We start from the raw sequence: 14,139 nt of genomic DNA on the forward strand, positions 1-14,139 counted from the left end.
TTTAACAATTTGACCCATCTGGTGGTGGGCAAAGACCATTTCTATCATAAACAGATTCTTTCTCAAATGGTGTTCGTCCTTCCTCAGTATGATGTTCTGAGGTCATCAAAAATGTCAATCTATGCATATGCTTAACTTTAATACATATATCATCATCATCTGGATATTGTAAATAGTCGTTATTAAGATAGATAACCGGATAAAAAGCAATAACAGAATTTGCAGTCCCTCCACAGACTCTAATAAAGTTTTCATACATTCTTCTTCCCAAGATAAATCTTTTCGTATTCTTGGAGTTAGGATCCTGAGTTTCATGAACAATATATCTATCAAGTATTGATTTTAGACCTTGGTCATATCTCGTCCTATAGTCTTCAAACTCAGTTTTTGATAAAGTTTTTTTTCGTGGAGTGTTACTAATAATGTGATAAGTATTTTCATTCTCATTCATGGTCAAAAATTCCAGTCCTAAAGCATTATCCTTACTCTCGCCTAAATAAATCTTTATCTTAGTGGTAGCAATATCACGAAAGAGCTCCTGAGCAACTTCTTTCGATATTTCAATTGATGGTAAATATTTTCGCTGCATACCATCTAACTCAGTATATCTATCCCTCCAATTTAATATAACTCCAGAATCAACCTCCCCAGAGTCAGACATGCTGTTATCCGGACAAGTTTTATTTTTGAGGGCCCTCACGGTATAATCGGCATTCACATCCTCTTGTCTGCTAATTTTAAAATCTTTAAAATTAAATACTTCCGCTCTGTCAATAAATCCAAGTTCTGCAATCATTTTATCACAAAACGTTTTTATTACATTTAGCTCATTCTCATTTAATTCATGATAATGAACAAGTTGAGAGATTCTCCCTAAAATTGAATCTAATTCAATGTTTGTTCCCATAATTCTTAGTTTTTAAAATTGTTAAACTTATTGATAGCCTCCACTTTATTGTTTACGTGAAGTTTTCTGTAGATATTGCCAACATGTTTTTTAACGGTATCAATGCTGATACATTTTTTATCCGCTATTTCTTTATAAAGAAGTCCCTCAGAGAGAAGCTCAAGAACTTCTTTTTCACGTTCCGTAAGTTCATCGAAACCTTTGATTTCGGCAAGGCTTCTTTCAAAATGCTTAAGAACTCTTCGGGCAATGGAAAAACTCATAGGAGCGCCACCGTTGTAAACGTCGCGGATGGAAGAAAGAATTTTATCCATGCTTTCTCCTTTAACAAGATACCCCATTGCTCCGGCTTTTAAAGAATTAAAGATCTTCTCATCATCATCAAAGCTGGTGCACATAATAAATTGTGTATTGGGCATTTCTTTCCGTAGCCTTTCTATGATTTCTATTCCCAGCATATCCTGCAACTGGATATCCATCATTACTACGTCCGGAGAAATATCAGGTAGGTTTTGCATGGCATCATTTCCATCAAAGAACTGAGCAATTACCTTCATATCCTGTTGGTAATTGATGACCTTCTTCAACGCATTGTTGTAGTTTTTTTCATCTTCTACTATGGCGATGGAAATGCTCATGACTTTGTTTGTTTGCAGCAAATTTCAACAGAAAACACATTGAAATCAATTACACGTTTGTGTAATATTGAGAGGTGAGTTTTTCATTATGGTTGAGTTCTTTAGTTTTCTTAAATTTAATCAATTTTTCATTTATAAATTCATATTAATTTAAATTAATATCAACATAACTGAACAAAATGTAAATAAATAATAATTTTTCCTTTTAAAAATCAAATTTATATGCAGGAAATCTCCTTTTCGAAGATGGATCTGAAAAGGATTTTGAATTAAAAGAAAATAATCGGGATCCAACTGAAAATTATATTCCTTGGAATTGCCTTATTCAAGCAGAAAAAGAAGAGATTTCTATTTCAATATCGGCAGAAATTTCTCATATTGTCAGGCATGATTTTTGCAAAAATTAAAGCGTAAAAATTATAGTAAATATCAAATAATATAATCATGAAAAAAAGCCTTTTAGCACTTGGTGCTGTGCTTACATTAACGGCTGTAAGCTGCAAAAAAAGTGAAAGCGGAAACAAAAGCGTTATCAAAACAGACAGCTCAACAACTGTAGTTACTGATAATAATGGAAAAATAGATTCTGTGACACAAAGCTCTTCAACGGTAGACATCAATGGGAAGAAAACCGAAAAGACAGATTTTGTTTATAAAGCTACAGACGGAACGTTAGTAAAAGTGATATTCAAAAACGATCCTAAAGAAAGTACAGTAGCCATTACGAGCAATAAGAAAACATTTACATTGCCTAAGACCGAAACGAAAGGTGATGAAACAATCTATAAGAAAGATGATATGACGGCAAGGGTAAAAGGAGACAGCCTTCACCTGGAACAGGGTAATAATATTATTGAGCTTAAAAGAACAAAGATTTAAAATAAAAAATGTCCCAAAACCTAGTGGGACATTTTTATTATATTTTTGTCAGCAAATCACTGTTGATCCATCCATATATAGGTTCTCCGTCTTTCCCCGGTTTAAACAAAACATATACATAGAACCATCCCAGCTTGCTTTTAATAAATTCAACCTGAGTATCTTTTTTGAGCTCTGCTATGGCTTCAAATTCAATTCCTGCCCCATTTCTTACATTGGCATATTCAGTATTCACTTTATACATATCTGCGGTATCATCTTCTCTTCCTAGCAGCTTTGCTCTGAAATTCTCCATAGGAAATGCAGGACCCGGATCATTTTTCCTGAAAGGAGCAATATCATCATGGCCCAGAATATTTTTGATGTTATAAGTTTCCATTAAGAGTTTACAAACCTGAAAACAAGTATCCAATTGTTTCTCTGTGAAGCTATGCCAATAGGAGGTCTCGTTTTCATGCTTATGTTTCGCTGTTACTACTACATCTTTTGAATATTCTTTTTCAAACCAGGCATAAAATCTTTCATTTACTTTGGTAAGTCTCCCCGGATTTTCCAGTTCAATTCCAATGGAAAAATCATTGAATCCTGAGCGGTCTGCCCATCGGCTTCTTCCCGCATGCCAAGCTTTCTTATTGAATTCAACCATTTGGGTAATCCTGCCATCACTATCTATAATAATATGTGCTGAAGCTTTTGCCGTAGGATCCTTAAACCAGTTAATTGAATTCTCCGCTCCCCTTCCCGCAGTAAAATGAATGATAATGTATTCCGGAACAATAATTCCCTCTTTATTGGGAGTTTCTATAAAGCTAATGCTCTCCCCGGAAATTGTTTTTCCTAACTTATCTTTTAAGATGATCATGACCAAGATTTTTTAAACCCTCAAAGTTATTCTAAATATATTAATTAAACGTTAAGCAAATAAAAAAAACCACCCGAAAAACGGATGGTTTTTAATCAATATCTGAATGAATGTTATTATTCTTCAGTTTTTTCTTCAGTAGTATCAGCTTTAGCTTCTTCTACTTTTTCTTCTACTACAGGAGCTTCAGCAACCACTGCTTCAGCTTTTTTAGTAGTAGCAGTTGATCTTCTGCTTCTTCTTGTAGCTTTTTTCTCTTCAGCATTAGGATTGTAAAGCTCGTTGAAATCTACTAACTCGATAAGAGCAGTATCAGCAGCATCACCTGGTCTGAATCCTGTCTTGATGATTCTTGTATAACCACCGTTTCTTTCAGCGATTTTAGGAGCTACAGTTCTGAATAATTCAGCAACCGCAAATTTATTTTGAAGGTAAGAGAATACTACTCTTCTGTTATGTGTAGTATCTTCTTTTGCTTTTGTTAATAGAGGCTCAACATATACTCTTAAAGCTTTAGCTTTAGCTACAGTAGTGTTGATTCTTTTATGCTCAATTAGAGAACAAGCCATATTAGAAAGTAAAGCACTTCTGTGAGAAGCTGTTCTTCCTAAGTGATTGAATTTTTTACCGTGTCTCATTATTAATTATTTATCAGCGTCTAACTTATATTTTGCAACGTCGAAACCGAAGTTAAGACCTTTTGAATGCACTAATTCTTCTAGTTCTGTCAAAGATTTTTTACCAAAATTTCTGAATTTCATCAAATCAGACTTACTGTAAGAAACCAGTTCTCCAAGAGTTTCGACTTCAGCTGCTTTAAGACAGTTAAGGGCTCTTACAGAAAGATCCATATCTGCTAATTTAGACTTAAGAAGTTGTCTTGTGTGAAGCGTTTCTTCATCGTACTGAATAGATGCTTTTACAGCTTCAGTTTCAAGCGTGATTCTCTCATCAGAGAATAGCATGAAGTGATAAATTAATATCTTAGAAGCTTCTGTTAAAGCATTCTGAGGGCTAATAGACCCGTCAGTTTCTATATCTAATACAAGTTTTTCGTAGTCTGTTTTTTGCTCTACACGATAATTTTCAATGCTGTATTGTACTTTCTTGATCGGCGTGAAAATAGAGTCGATAGCAATAGTTCCTACAGGAGCATTGTTTGACTTATTTTGTTCAGAAGGAACATACCCTCTTCCTTTTTCAATATTGAAAGTAATTTCGAAAGTTACATCACTGTTTAGGTTGCAAATCACTAAATCTGGGTTTAAAACCTCAAATCCATTGATAGATTTTCCTAAATCACCAGCAGTAATAACCGTTTGACCTGAAACTTTAGCAACAACCTGCTCGTTAGCCTGGCCTTCTGCTGCAGCTTTTAATCTTACCTGCTTAAGGTTAAGAATAATTTCGGTAACGTCTTCGATTACTCCTGGAATAGTTGAAAATTCGTGCTCTACACCTTCTATTTTGATAGATGAAATAGCGTATCCTTCCAGAGAAGAAAGCAACACTCTTCTCAAAGCATTACCGATTGTAAGCCCGAAACCTGGTTCTAAAGGTCTGAATTCAAATTGACCTTTAAATTCATCAGAGTTAAGTAAAATTACTTTATCGGGTTTTATGAATTGTAAAATTGCCATATTATTGGGTTGAGCAAAAATTTGATTAAAAAATTATTTAGAGTAAAGTTCGACGATAAGGTTCTCCTTAATGTCCTCCGGAATCTGGATTCTTTCAGGAGCAGAAATGAAGGTACCTTCTTTCTTCTCATCGTTGAATTGTAACCACTCATAGTTTGACTTAGAAGCCAATGCATTGGTAACAACATCAAGAGACTTAGACTTTTCTCTTACGGTGATTACATCACCTGCTTTTACCAAGTAAGAAGGGATATTAAGAATCTCTCCGTTCACAGTAATGTGTCTGTGAGAAACTAATTGTCTAGCACCAGATCTAGTTTTAGCAAAACCTAATCTGTATACTACGTTATCCAATCTTGATTCACAAAGTTGTAAAAGAACTTCCCCTGTTACTCCTTTGCTTCTGTGTGCTTTTTCAAATAAGTTAGCAAACTGTCTTTCTAAAATACCGTAAGTATATTTAGCTTTTTGTTTTTCAGCTAACTGAACTGCATATTCTGATTTTTTAGCACCTCTTCTTTTGTTAGGACCGTGTTGTCCTGGCGGTTGGTTCTTTCTTTTTTCGAAGTTTTTGTCATCTCCGTAGATTGCAGCACCAAACTTTCTAGCAATCTTAGTTTTAGGTCCAATATATCTTGCCATAATGGGTAAATTCTAAAAATTAAACTCTTCTTCTTTTTGGTGGTCTACATCCATTGTGTGGCATAGGAGTCACATCAATGATTTCGCTAACTTCAATTCCTGAATTGTGAATAGATCTGATAGCAGATTCTCTACCTGCACCTGGACCTTTCACAAACACCTTTACTCTTCTTAAACCAGCTTCGTGAGCTACAGCAGAGCAATTTTCAGCTGCCATCTGAGCAGCAAATGGAGTATTCTTTTTAGAACCTCTGAAACCCATTTTACCGGCAGAAGCCCAAGAGATAACCTCTCCGTTTTTATTTGTTAAAGAAATGATGATGTTATTGAAAGAAGCCTGAATATGAGCTTCACCAATAGCTTCAACTTTTACTTTTCTTTTCTTAACTACTTTAGTTTGTTTTGCCATAATTCCTAACGATTATTTACTAGCTTTTTTCTTGTTAGCAACAGTTTTTCTCTTTCCTTTTCTGGTTCTAGAGTTGTTTTTCGTTCTCTGGCCTCTTAAAGGTAATCCAAGTCTGTGACGTATTCCTCGTTGGCATCCTATGTCCATCAATCTCTTGATGTTCAATTGCACTTCAGATCTTAATTCTCCTTCTACTTTTACGTTTTCTAAGATATAAGTTCTGATTGCAGCCAATTCATCGTCATTCCATTCGTTGACTTTTTTGTCTTCGCTGATACCGGCAGCTTTAAGGATTTCAGAAGAAGTACTTCTTCCAACACCATAAATGTAAGTTAAACCGATAACTCCTCTTTTGTTTTTTGGTAAATCAATACCTGCAATTCTCGCCATAATTTAATTAACCTTGTCTTTGTTTAAATTTTGGGTTCTTCTTGTTGATTACGAACAGTACACCTTTTCTGCGTACGATTTTGCAATCAGCGCTTCTTTTTTTAATTGATGCTCTTACTTTCATTTTGATAGTATTTATTTTTTAACAAGAGCCAAATGGAGATCCGGGGATTCCATTTGGCGTTTGTTTAATATCTAAATGTGATTCTCCCTTTTGATAAGTCATAAGGAGACATTTCTAATTTTACCTTATCACCAGGTAAAAGTTTAATATAATGCATTCTCATTTTACCAGAAATATGAGCGATAAGAATATGCCCATTTTCTAGTTCTACACGGAACTGAGCGTTCGAAAGTGCTTCCGTTATAACGCCGTCTTGTTCAATATGTTTTTGTTTTGCCATAAATTAATATCCAGTCGTTCTTGATAATTTAGACTGCATTAAGCCATCATAATGATGGTTCAGCAGATATGTATTAATCTGTTGAACTGTATCTAAAATTACGCCCACCATGATTAATAGTGACGTTCCCCCGAAAAATAAGGCGAACGCATCTGTCTGAACAAAGGTTCCATGCACAATTGCCGGAAGGATTGCAAAGATAGACAAAAATATTGCACCTGGCAAGGTAATTTTTGATAAAATATCATCTAAATAATCAGCTGTCTCTTTTCCTGGTCTTACTTTCGGTACTAAACCTCCATTTCTCTTCAAATCATCAGCCATTTGGTTTACCGGAATTGTAATTGCAGTATAGAAAAACGAGAAGATAATAATTAATAGTGCAAACAATACGTTGTACTGCCAGCTAAAAACATTCTTGAAACCTGCAAGAAAAGTATTAGACTCATCGAATTTTGTTAATAATCCTGGTACGAACATCAATGCCTGAGCAAAGATAATTGGCATTACACCAGCAGCATTTACTTTCAATGGGATCCATTGTCTTGCTCCCTGCATAAGATTTCTGTTTACACCTCCTCTTGCTTGAGCTCTGCTTACATACTGAATTGGGATTTTTCTAACAGCTACTGATAAGATCACCGCTAATAGAACTACCACCATCCAGAATAATACTTCAATAAGGATCATGATAGATCCCATCCCTCCTTTTCCGTTCTGCACGGCCATTTCCTGCACGAATGCTTCCGGTAATCTTGAAAGGATCCCCACCATAATAAGGATAGAGATACCGTTTCCGATACCTTTGTCGGTGATTTTTTCACCTAACCACATTGCGAATACTGAACCAGCAACCAAGATTACAATACTTGGCAACCAGAACATGATAGAATTTGGCTCTACAAAGTATGCAGACTGGAACTGAGCATACGGTAAGAATAATTGAGTAATAGAAGTTAAGTAAGAAGGTGCCTGTACCAGGCAAACTCCAATCGTTAACCATCTTGTAATTTGGTTCAATGTATTTCTACCTGACTCTCCATCTTTCTGAAGCTTCTGAAGATAAGGAATAGCCATCCCCATCAACTGAACAATAATAGAAGCAGAAATATAAGGCATGATACCTAACGCCATTACGGAAGCGTGGCTGAAAGCTCCCCCCGTAAACGACGAAAGCAAGCCAAGGAGACCTGCTCCTTGCTTGTTACCGCCTTGATTTTTATAATGCTCTAAGAGATCTCCCACCTCTGCAAGGTTAATTGCAGGAAGCGAGATATAAGATGCGAATCTATACACAAGGATAATACCTAAAGTGAAGAGAATTTTATCTCTAAGCTCTTTAAGACTCCAAATATTTTTAAGTGTTTGTATAAATTCTTTCATTAGTAAGTATTATAAGGTAATTGCTTTTCCACCTGCTTTAGCAATAAGCTCTTCAGCAGATTTAGTGAACTTGTCAGCAGAGATTGAAACCGCAGATTTCAATTCTCCTCTACCCATAATTTTCACTAATTCGTTTTTAGAAACTATCCCGTTTGCTACTAAAACTTCTTTCGTGATTTCTCCAGTGATGGATTTGTTCTCGATTAAAGTCTGGATAGTATCAAGGTTAACTCCTCTAAACTCTTTTCTGTTTACGTTTTTGAATCCGAATTTAGGTAATCTTCTTTGTAAAGGCATCTGTCCACCTTCGAAACCGATTTTTTGAGAATAACCAGCTCTAGCTTTCTGACCTTTGTGTCCTTTTGTTGAAGTACCTCCTTTTCCGCTACCTTGACCTCTACCAATTCTCTTTGAGTTGAAAGTAGATCCTGCAGCAGGTTGTATGTTATTTAAATTCATTTTAATTTCTCTTTTATAAAATTATTTTTGAACTTCAAGTAAGTGTCCCACTGCAGCAATCATTCCTAAGATGGAAGGAGTAGCTTCATGTTCTACAACTTGGTGAAGTTTTTTTAATCCTAATGCTTCAAGCGTTCTCTTTTGGGTTTTTGTTCTACCAATAGCGCTTCTTACTTGCTTTACTTTAATTGTTGCCATTGTTTTATATATTAACCGTTAAACACTTTACTTAGAGAAACTCCTCTCATTCTAGCGATTTCTTCAGGTCTTCTGATATCTAATAACGCTTTGAAAGTAGCTTTCACTACGTTGTGAGGGTTAGAAGATCCTTTAGATTTTGAAAGGATATCGTGAATACCAGCAGATTCCAATACCGCTCTTACCGCACCACCGGCGATAAGTCCTGTACCGTGAGAAGCAGGTCTTAAGAAGATATCTGCACCACCGTATCTAGCAGTAGTTTGGTGAGGGATAGTGTGGTTCATTACAGGAACTTTAACAAGGTTTTTCTTAGCGTCTTCAACTGCTTTAGCAATTGCAGAAGCAACCTCTTTAGATTTTCCTAAACCGAAACCAATAACACCTTCTTCGTTACCTACTACAACAATAGCAGAAAATCCGAAAGCTCTACCTCCTTTTGTTACTTTTGTTACTCTGTTAACAGCTACGAGACGATCTTTTAATTCTAATCCTCCCGGTTTTACTCTTTCTATATTATCTAGTCCTAACATATTTTCCGAAATTTAATGATTAGAATTTAAGTCCTCCTTCTCTCGCACCATCAGCTAGAGCTTTTACTCTACCGTGGTATACGAAACCGTTTCTGTCAAATACAATACTTTCGATTCCCGCAGCGATAGCTTTAGCAGCGATAGCTTTACCAACAGCAGCAGAAACTTCAGTCTTAGTACCTTTAGCGTCTACACCTTTTTCTCTAGAAGAAGCTGATGCTAAAGTTTTACCATTTTTATCGTCGATTAACTGAGCGTAAATTTCCTTATTACTTTTGTATACAGATAATCTTGGCAATTCAGAAGATCCAGAGATTTTCCCTCTTACTCTTCTTTTGATTCTTATTCTTTTTTCTAATTTACTTAATGCCATAATACTTATAATTTATTAAGCAGATTTACCAGCTTTACGTCTAACAATTTCTCCTACGAATTTCACACCTTTTCCTTTGTATGGCTCAGGCTTTCTGAAAGAACGGATCTTTGCAGTAACCATTCCTAGAAGTTGCTTGTCGTGAGACGTTAAAGTAATAATTGGGTTTTTACCTTTTTCAGTCAATGTATCAACTTTTACTTCACTTGGAAGTTCTAATACGATACCGTGAGAGAATCCTAAAGCTAACTCAAGTTTTTGACCTGCGTGAGAAGCTCTGTATCCTACCCCTACTAGTTCTAGTTTCTTTTCGAAACCTTCATTTACACCTACGATCATGTTCGCGATTAACGCTCTGTACAAACCGTGAAGTGCTTTGTGTTGTTTAGAATCAGATGGTCTGTTTACGTTAAGTTCACCATCTTTTTGTTCTAAAGTAATTCCTGCTGTAAGCTCCTGAGAAAGTTCTCCTTTTGCTCCTTTTACAGTTACTACACCGTTGTTTTCAGTGATTGTAACTCCAGCTGGAATTGTTATAATTGCTTTACCAATTCTTGACATTTTCCTCTGATTAAAAATTAATAAACATAGCAGATTACTTCACCGCCTACTTTCTCTTCTCTAGCTTTCTTGTCAGTCATTACTCCTTTAGAAGTAGAGATGATAGAAATACCCAAACCGTTTAGTACTCTTGGAAGTTCAGTAGAACCTTTGTACTGTCTCAAACCTGGTCTAGAAGCTCTTTGGATAGACTTGATAGCTGGTTTGTTGGTTTGCTTATCGTACTTTAAAGCGATTTTGATCACTCCTTGAACAGCGTTATCTTCAAACTTGAAGTTTAAGATATACCCTTGATCAAATAGGATCTTAGTAATCTCCTTTTTGATTTTCGATGCAGGAATTTCCACCACTTTGTGGCCTGCGCTTTGTGCGTTCCTTACTCTTGTTAGGAAATCTGAAATTGGATCTGTTACCATTTTTCTTTTATAAATTATTGGTTAAAGAACAATCAGTATTGAAAAGACTTGAAGATTAAAATATCAGACGTCAGAAATCTTCGGTCTGATATTTTTATTCTTTAGTATCCTGACAACTTAATTGTCCCGATTTTTAATTAGTAATTATTACCAACTAGCTTTTCTTACACCTGGGATAAGACCGTTGTTTGCCATTTCTCTGAAAGTTACTCTGGAAATACCGAACGTTCTCATGTATCCTCTTGGTCTACCTGTTAGTTTACATCTGTTGTGTAATCTTACAGGAGAAGCATTTTTAGGCAATTTTTGAAGTCCTTCGTAATCACCTGCTTCTTTAAGAGCTTGTCTTTTAGCAGCGTATTTAGCAACTAGTGCTTCTCTTTTGCGCTCACGCGCTTTCATTGATTCTTTAGCCATTTCTTAGTTCTTTTTAAATGGTAAACCGAAGTGAGTTAATAATGCTTTAGCTTCTTTATCTGTTTTCGCAGTAGTAACGAAAGTGATGTCCATCCCCTGGATTTTTTTCACTTTGTCAATTACGATTTCAGGGAAGATAATTTGCTCAGTAATACCTAAGTTGTAGTTACCTCTACCATCGAAACCATCTGCTTTGATACCAGAGAAATCTCTGATACGTGGTAAAGCAGAAGAAGTAAGTCTGTCTAAGAACTCATACATTCTCTGAGCTCTCAAAGTTACTTTTGCACCTACAGGCATTCCTTTTCTAAGTTTGAATGCAGCTTCGTCTTTCTTAGAGATCGTACCTACTGCTTTCTGACCTGTGATGTTTGTAAGCTCTTCTACAGCATAATCAATAATTTTCTTATCTGCAGTAGCGTCTCCTAAACCTTGTGATACAACAATTTTCTCTAATCTAGGTACTTGCATAATTGACTTGTACCCGAATTCTTCCATCATTGCTGGAACAATTGTCTCTTTGTATATTTTTTTGGGTCTTGCTATAAATTCCATGTTAATTCAAATTATAAAGTTTCACCCGTTTTTTTGTTGATTCTTACTTTCTTATCTCCTTCGATTTTGTAACCGATTTTGATCGCTTTTCCGTCTTTACCAACTAAAGCTACGTTTGAGATATGAATAGAAGCTTCCTTTTCAGTAATTCCTCCTTGAGGATTAGAAGCTGAAGGCTTAACGTGTTTTTTAACGATGTTAAGTCCTGCAACGATTACTCTTGGGTCTCTCCCTTCTTTCTTGATCACTTCAATAACTTCACCAGTCTTACCTTTGATATCTTTCTTACCAGTAGTAATGATTACGTTATCTCCTCTTTTTATTTTTAACTTTGACATTTCTTTTAAAAATTTTAAAAATTAAAGTACTTCAGGAGCTAATGAAATGATTTTCATATATTCTTTGTCTCTCAACTCACGAGCAACCGGTCCGAAAACACGCGTTCCTCTCATTTCTCCTGCTGCGTTTAGTAATACACAAGCATTGTCGTCGAACTTGATGTATGAACCATCTTTTCTTCTTACTGCTTTTTTAGTTCTTACTACTACAGCTTTAGATACCTGACCTTTTTTAGCATTTCCTGATGGTGTAGAATCCTTGATAGTAACAACGATTTTATCACCAACTGAAGCATATCTTCTTCTGGTTCCTCCCAGAACTCTAATAACTAGTACTTCTTTAGCACCTGTGTTATCAGCAACTTTTAATCTTGATTCTGTTTGTAACATTATTACTTAGCTTTTTCAATGATTCTTACTAATCTCCATCTCTTGCTCTTGCTCAAAGGTCTAGTTTCTTGGATCAAAACTGTATCACCTTCTGTGCATTCGTTGTTCTCGTCGTGTGCAGTATATTTTTTCGTTTTCAAAACGAATTTACCGTACATCGGGTGCTTTACTCTTGTAGTTTCACTAACAACAATAGTTTTTTCCATTTTATTGCTGGAAACCACTCCGATTCTTTCTTTTCTTAAATTTCTATCCATTGTAAAATGAAATTATTGTTTGTTAGTTAACTCAGTGTTTAGTCTTGCGATTGTCTTTCTCAAATCTCTGATTTGAATCGGGTTTTCAATTGGGCTGATTGCATGAGCCAATTTCAATTTAGAATATTGAGCTTTTGCTTCAGTTAATTGAGCTTGAATATCACCCGCGCTTAAATTTTTAATATCAGCATTTTTCATTGTATTCAAAGATTATAGAGGTTTAACAAAATCGTTAGCAACGATGAATTTAGTAACTACTGGTAATTTTTGTGCAGCAAGTCTTAAAGCTTCCTTAGCGATATCGTAAGGTACTCCACCGATTTCGAACATAATTTTACCTGGTTTTACTACAGCTACCCAGTATTCAACAGCACCTTTACCTTTACCCATACGTACTTCCGCTGGTTTTTTAGTAATTGGCTTATCTGGGAAGATTTTGATCCATAGTTGACCTTCTCTCTTCATATATCTTGTAGCAGCAATACGAGCTGCTTCAATCTGTCTTGCAGTGATCCAAGCTCCTTCCGTTGCTTTGATCCCAAAAGTTCCGTAAGCAAGTTGACTACCTCTTTGGGCATTCCCCTTCATCTTCATCTTGTGAACTCTACGGAATTTGGTTCTTTTTGGTTGTAACATAATTTCTAAATTTTAGATTTTAGATTTTAGATTTTAGATTTTTTTTAATTTTAAAAAAGTAACGGTAATTTAAAATTCAAAATTTCTAATCTAAAATTTTAATTATTATTGTTATTGTTGTTGTTTTTTCTAGGTCTTCTGTTGTCTCTGTCACCTCCTCTGTTTCCTCTGTCTGACTGACCTCCTTTTTTCTGTTGTCCTACTAGTGGGGAAAGTTCTCTTTTACCGTAAACTTCACCTTTCATGATCCAAACTTTTACTCCTAGTCTACCGTAAGTAGTGTGAGCTTCTGCCCAGTGGTAATCAATATCAGCTCTGAAAGTTGACAATGGAATTCTTCCGTCTTTGAAAGATTCTGATCTTGCCATTTCAGCTCCGTTCAATCTACCAGAGATTTGAACTTTGATACCTTCAGCACCCATTCTCATAGTACTTGCCATTGCCATTTTAACAGCTCTTCTGTAAGAAATTCTGTTTTCAATTTGCTTAGAAATACTATCAGCAACTAGTACAGCATCTAATTCAGGTCTTTTGATTTCGAAAATGTTGATTTGAATATCCTTACCTGTAAGTTTCTTCAACTCTTCTTTCAATTTATCAACTTCCTGACCTCCTTTACCGATGATAAGTCCCGGTCTAGCAGTAGTAATTGTAACGGTTACTAATTTTAATGTTCTTTCAATATAAATTTTTGAAATACCACCTTTAGATAATCTAGCCTCAAGGTATCTTCTGATTTTGTAGTCTTCAGCGATTCTGTCTCCATAATCGTTTCCACCAAACCAGTTAGAATCCCAACCTCTGATGATACCTAATCTATTACCAATTGGATTTGTCTTCTGTCCCATACCT

26 protein-coding genes are annotated in these 14,139 nt (G+C 35.5%); 1 reads left to right on the forward strand and 25 read right to left on the reverse strand.

Going from position 1 to position 14,139, the window contains the following annotated elements; genetic code table 11:
* Nucleotide 1 precedes the first annotated feature (1 nt).
* Nucleotides 2-907: a hypothetical protein gene (locus tag CLU97_RS00790; RefSeq protein ID WP_121486281.1), complete on the reverse strand. Its 906-nt coding sequence runs from the start codon at nt 905-907 to the stop codon at nt 2-4.
* 5 nt (nt 908-912) lie between these two features.
* A complete protein-coding gene (locus tag CLU97_RS00795) occupies nt 913-1,545 on the reverse strand; it encodes a response regulator transcription factor (RefSeq protein WP_121486282.1) in 633 nt (210 codons plus the stop codon).
* A gap of 444 nt (nt 1,546-1,989) precedes the next feature.
* Here CLU97_RS00795 and CLU97_RS00800 point away from each other — a divergent pair, with 444 nt between their 5' ends.
* Nucleotides 1,990-2,424 (forward strand): hypothetical protein, encoded by a 435-nt coding sequence (locus tag CLU97_RS00800; protein ID WP_121486283.1) that lies wholly within the window; start codon nt 1,990-1,992, stop codon nt 2,422-2,424.
* Nucleotides 2,425-2,461: 37 nt separating this feature from the next.
* Here the strand turns inward: CLU97_RS00800 and CLU97_RS00805 are convergent, their stop codons facing one another.
* The 23 genes from CLU97_RS00805 to rpsC all read right to left on the reverse strand — a co-directional run bounded on the left by CLU97_RS00805 (nt 2,462) and on the right by rpsC (nt 14,135).
* Complete coding sequence (locus CLU97_RS00805; protein WP_121486284.1) at nt 2,462-3,286, reverse strand: N-acetylmuramoyl-L-alanine amidase; 825 nt, start codon at nt 3,284-3,286, stop codon at nt 2,462-2,464.
* Nucleotides 3,287-3,402: 116 nt separating this feature from the next.
* Nucleotides 3,403-3,924: a 50S ribosomal protein L17 gene (rplQ, locus tag CLU97_RS00810; RefSeq protein WP_121486285.1), complete on the reverse strand. Its 522-nt coding sequence runs from the start codon at nt 3,922-3,924 to the stop codon at nt 3,403-3,405.
* A gap of 6 nt (nt 3,925-3,930) precedes the next feature.
* Nucleotides 3,931-4,926 carry a DNA-directed RNA polymerase subunit alpha gene (locus tag CLU97_RS00815; protein ID WP_047376582.1) on the reverse strand — a complete coding sequence of 332 codons (996 nt, stop codon included), beginning with the start codon at nt 4,924-4,926 and terminating at the stop codon, nt 3,931-3,933.
* A 33-nt stretch (nt 4,927-4,959) separates the two neighbouring features.
* Nucleotides 4,960-5,568: a 30S ribosomal protein S4 gene (gene rpsD / locus CLU97_RS00820; RefSeq protein WP_121486286.1), complete on the reverse strand. Its 609-nt coding sequence runs from the start codon at nt 5,566-5,568 to the stop codon at nt 4,960-4,962.
* A 19-nt stretch (nt 5,569-5,587) separates the two neighbouring features.
* Nucleotides 5,588-5,977, reverse strand: coding sequence for a 30S ribosomal protein S11 (gene rpsK / locus CLU97_RS00825; RefSeq protein WP_002983263.1), 390 nt, complete (start codon nt 5,975-5,977; stop codon nt 5,588-5,590).
* Between the two features lie 12 nt (nt 5,978-5,989).
* Entirely contained in the window at nt 5,990-6,367 is a 378-nt protein-coding gene (gene rpsM / locus CLU97_RS00830; protein ID WP_034694696.1) for a 30S ribosomal protein S13, read from the reverse strand.
* Between the two features lie 7 nt (nt 6,368-6,374).
* Nucleotides 6,375-6,491, reverse strand: a complete 117-nt coding sequence (rpmJ, locus tag CLU97_RS00835; protein ID WP_007839480.1) for a 50S ribosomal protein L36 — start codon at nt 6,489-6,491, stop codon at nt 6,375-6,377.
* Between the two features lie 64 nt (nt 6,492-6,555).
* Nucleotides 6,556-6,771, reverse strand: coding sequence for a translation initiation factor IF-1 (gene infA, locus CLU97_RS00840; protein WP_027381317.1), 216 nt, complete (start codon nt 6,769-6,771; stop codon nt 6,556-6,558).
* A gap of 3 nt (nt 6,772-6,774) precedes the next feature.
* Nucleotides 6,775-8,154 (reverse strand): preprotein translocase subunit SecY, encoded by a 1,380-nt coding sequence (secY, locus tag CLU97_RS00845; RefSeq protein ID WP_089692682.1) that lies wholly within the window; start codon nt 8,152-8,154, stop codon nt 6,775-6,777.
* A 9-nt stretch (nt 8,155-8,163) separates the two neighbouring features.
* Nucleotides 8,164-8,613: a 50S ribosomal protein L15 gene (gene rplO, locus CLU97_RS00850; protein WP_047096813.1), complete on the reverse strand. Its 450-nt coding sequence runs from the start codon at nt 8,611-8,613 to the stop codon at nt 8,164-8,166.
* 21 nt (nt 8,614-8,634) lie between these two features.
* Nucleotides 8,635-8,811, reverse strand: coding sequence for a 50S ribosomal protein L30 (gene rpmD, locus CLU97_RS00855; protein ID WP_027371710.1), 177 nt, complete (start codon nt 8,809-8,811; stop codon nt 8,635-8,637).
* A gap of 11 nt (nt 8,812-8,822) precedes the next feature.
* Entirely contained in the window at nt 8,823-9,344 is a 522-nt protein-coding gene (rpsE, locus tag CLU97_RS00860) for a 30S ribosomal protein S5 (protein ID WP_042721505.1), read from the reverse strand.
* Between the two features lie 19 nt (nt 9,345-9,363).
* Nucleotides 9,364-9,717 (reverse strand): 50S ribosomal protein L18, encoded by a 354-nt coding sequence (gene rplR, locus CLU97_RS00865; protein ID WP_034694689.1) that lies wholly within the window; start codon nt 9,715-9,717, stop codon nt 9,364-9,366.
* A 15-nt stretch (nt 9,718-9,732) separates the two neighbouring features.
* Nucleotides 9,733-10,278: a 50S ribosomal protein L6 gene (gene rplF, locus CLU97_RS00870; protein ID WP_121486287.1), complete on the reverse strand. Its 546-nt coding sequence runs from the start codon at nt 10,276-10,278 to the stop codon at nt 9,733-9,735.
* Nucleotides 10,279-10,295: 17 nt separating this feature from the next.
* Nucleotides 10,296-10,694 carry a 30S ribosomal protein S8 gene (gene rpsH / locus CLU97_RS00875; protein WP_047376575.1) on the reverse strand — a complete coding sequence of 133 codons (399 nt, stop codon included), beginning with the start codon at nt 10,692-10,694 and terminating at the stop codon, nt 10,296-10,298.
* A 147-nt stretch (nt 10,695-10,841) separates the two neighbouring features.
* Nucleotides 10,842-11,111: a 30S ribosomal protein S14 gene (gene rpsN / locus CLU97_RS00880; protein ID WP_002983233.1), complete on the reverse strand. Its 270-nt coding sequence runs from the start codon at nt 11,109-11,111 to the stop codon at nt 10,842-10,844.
* 3 nt (nt 11,112-11,114) lie between these two features.
* Nucleotides 11,115-11,666 carry a 50S ribosomal protein L5 gene (rplE, locus tag CLU97_RS00885; protein ID WP_105702144.1) on the reverse strand — a complete coding sequence of 184 codons (552 nt, stop codon included), beginning with the start codon at nt 11,664-11,666 and terminating at the stop codon, nt 11,115-11,117.
* An 11-nt stretch (nt 11,667-11,677) separates the two neighbouring features.
* Nucleotides 11,678-12,004 (reverse strand): 50S ribosomal protein L24, encoded by a 327-nt coding sequence (gene rplX / locus CLU97_RS00890; protein WP_047427597.1) that lies wholly within the window; start codon nt 12,002-12,004, stop codon nt 11,678-11,680.
* A 21-nt stretch (nt 12,005-12,025) separates the two neighbouring features.
* Nucleotides 12,026-12,394 carry a 50S ribosomal protein L14 gene (gene rplN / locus CLU97_RS00895; RefSeq protein WP_002983226.1) on the reverse strand — a complete coding sequence of 123 codons (369 nt, stop codon included), beginning with the start codon at nt 12,392-12,394 and terminating at the stop codon, nt 12,026-12,028.
* Between the two features lie 2 nt (nt 12,395-12,396).
* Complete coding sequence (rpsQ, locus tag CLU97_RS00900) at nt 12,397-12,651, reverse strand: 30S ribosomal protein S17 (RefSeq protein WP_027371715.1); 255 nt, start codon at nt 12,649-12,651, stop codon at nt 12,397-12,399.
* Between the two features lie 12 nt (nt 12,652-12,663).
* Complete coding sequence (rpmC, locus tag CLU97_RS00905) at nt 12,664-12,849, reverse strand: 50S ribosomal protein L29 (RefSeq protein WP_034694678.1); 186 nt, start codon at nt 12,847-12,849, stop codon at nt 12,664-12,666.
* Between the two features lie 12 nt (nt 12,850-12,861).
* The gene (rplP, locus tag CLU97_RS00910) at nt 12,862-13,287 is read right to left on the reverse strand and encodes a 50S ribosomal protein L16 (RefSeq protein WP_029297776.1); all 426 of its coding nucleotides are present in this window, start codon (nt 13,285-13,287) and stop codon (nt 12,862-12,864) included.
* Nucleotides 13,288-13,385: 98 nt separating this feature from the next.
* The gene (gene rpsC / locus CLU97_RS00915; RefSeq protein WP_076353263.1) at nt 13,386-14,135 is read right to left on the reverse strand and encodes a 30S ribosomal protein S3; all 750 of its coding nucleotides are present in this window, start codon (nt 14,133-14,135) and stop codon (nt 13,386-13,388) included.
* Nucleotides 14,136-14,139: the final 4 nt, after the last annotated feature.

Source organism: Chryseobacterium sp. 7 (assembly GCF_003663845.1).
Taxonomy (GTDB): domain Bacteria; phylum Bacteroidota; class Bacteroidia; order Flavobacteriales; family Weeksellaceae; genus Chryseobacterium.

Coding starts and splice junctions, on each gene's coding strand:
- CLU97_RS00790 (WP_121486281.1), bottom strand. CDS start 907: ATGGGAACAAACATTGAATTAGATTCAATTTTAGGGAGAATCTCTCAA.
- CLU97_RS00795 (WP_121486282.1), bottom strand. CDS start 1,545: ATGAGCATTTCCATCGCCATAGTAGAAGATGAAAAAAACTACAACAAT.
- CLU97_RS00800 (WP_121486283.1), top strand. CDS start 1,990: ATGAAAAAAAGCCTTTTAGCACTTGGTGCTGTGCTTACATTAACGGCT.
- CLU97_RS00805 (WP_121486284.1), bottom strand. CDS start 3,286: ATGATCATCTTAAAAGATAAGTTAGGAAAAACAATTTCCGGGGAGAGC.
- rplQ (WP_121486285.1), bottom strand. CDS start 3,924: ATGAGACACGGTAAAAAATTCAATCACTTAGGAAGAACAGCTTCTCAC.
- CLU97_RS00815 (WP_047376582.1), bottom strand. CDS start 4,926: ATGGCAATTTTACAATTCATAAAACCCGATAAAGTAATTTTACTTAAC.
- rpsD (WP_121486286.1), bottom strand. CDS start 5,568: ATGGCAAGATATATTGGACCTAAAACTAAGATTGCTAGAAAGTTTGGT.
- rpsK (WP_002983263.1), bottom strand. CDS start 5,977: ATGGCAAAACAAACTAAAGTAGTTAAGAAAAGAAAAGTAAAAGTTGAA.
- rpsM (WP_034694696.1), bottom strand. CDS start 6,367: ATGGCGAGAATTGCAGGTATTGATTTACCAAAAAACAAAAGAGGAGTT.
- rpmJ (WP_007839480.1), bottom strand. CDS start 6,491: ATGAAAGTAAGAGCATCAATTAAAAAAAGAAGCGCTGATTGCAAAATC.
- infA (WP_027381317.1), bottom strand. CDS start 6,771: ATGGCAAAACAAAAACATATTGAACAAGACGGCGTTATAACGGAAGCA.
- secY (WP_089692682.1), bottom strand. CDS start 8,154: ATGAAAGAATTTATACAAACACTTAAAAATATTTGGAGTCTTAAAGAG.
- rplO (WP_047096813.1), bottom strand. CDS start 8,613: ATGAATTTAAATAACATACAACCTGCTGCAGGATCTACTTTCAACTCA.
- rpmD (WP_027371710.1), bottom strand. CDS start 8,811: ATGGCAACAATTAAAGTAAAGCAAGTAAGAAGCGCTATTGGTAGAACA.
- rpsE (WP_042721505.1), bottom strand. CDS start 9,344: ATGTTAGGACTAGATAATATAGAAAGAGTAAAACCGGGAGGATTAGAA.
- rplR (WP_034694689.1), bottom strand. CDS start 9,717: ATGGCATTAAGTAAATTAGAAAAAAGAATAAGAATCAAAAGAAGAGTA.
- rplF (WP_121486287.1), bottom strand. CDS start 10,278: ATGTCAAGAATTGGTAAAGCAATTATAACAATTCCAGCTGGAGTTACA.
- rpsH (WP_047376575.1), bottom strand. CDS start 10,694: ATGGTAACAGATCCAATTTCAGATTTCCTAACAAGAGTAAGGAACGCA.
- rpsN (WP_002983233.1), bottom strand. CDS start 11,111: ATGGCTAAAGAATCAATGAAAGCGCGTGAGCGCAAAAGAGAAGCACTA.
- rplE (WP_105702144.1), bottom strand. CDS start 11,666: ATGGAATTTATAGCAAGACCCAAAAAAATATACAAAGAGACAATTGTT.
- rplX (WP_047427597.1), bottom strand. CDS start 12,004: ATGTCAAAGTTAAAAATAAAAAGAGGAGATAACGTAATCATTACTACT.
- rplN (WP_002983226.1), bottom strand. CDS start 12,394: ATGTTACAAACAGAATCAAGATTAAAAGTTGCTGATAACACAGGTGCT.
- rpsQ (WP_027371715.1), bottom strand. CDS start 12,651: ATGGATAGAAATTTAAGAAAAGAAAGAATCGGAGTGGTTTCCAGCAAT.
- rpmC (WP_034694678.1), bottom strand. CDS start 12,849: ATGAAAAATGCTGATATTAAAAATTTAAGCGCGGGTGATATTCAAGCT.
- rplP (WP_029297776.1), bottom strand. CDS start 13,287: ATGTTACAACCAAAAAGAACCAAATTCCGTAGAGTTCACAAGATGAAG.
- rpsC (WP_076353263.1), bottom strand. CDS start 14,135: ATGGGACAGAAGACAAATCCAATTGGTAATAGATTAGGTATCATCAGA.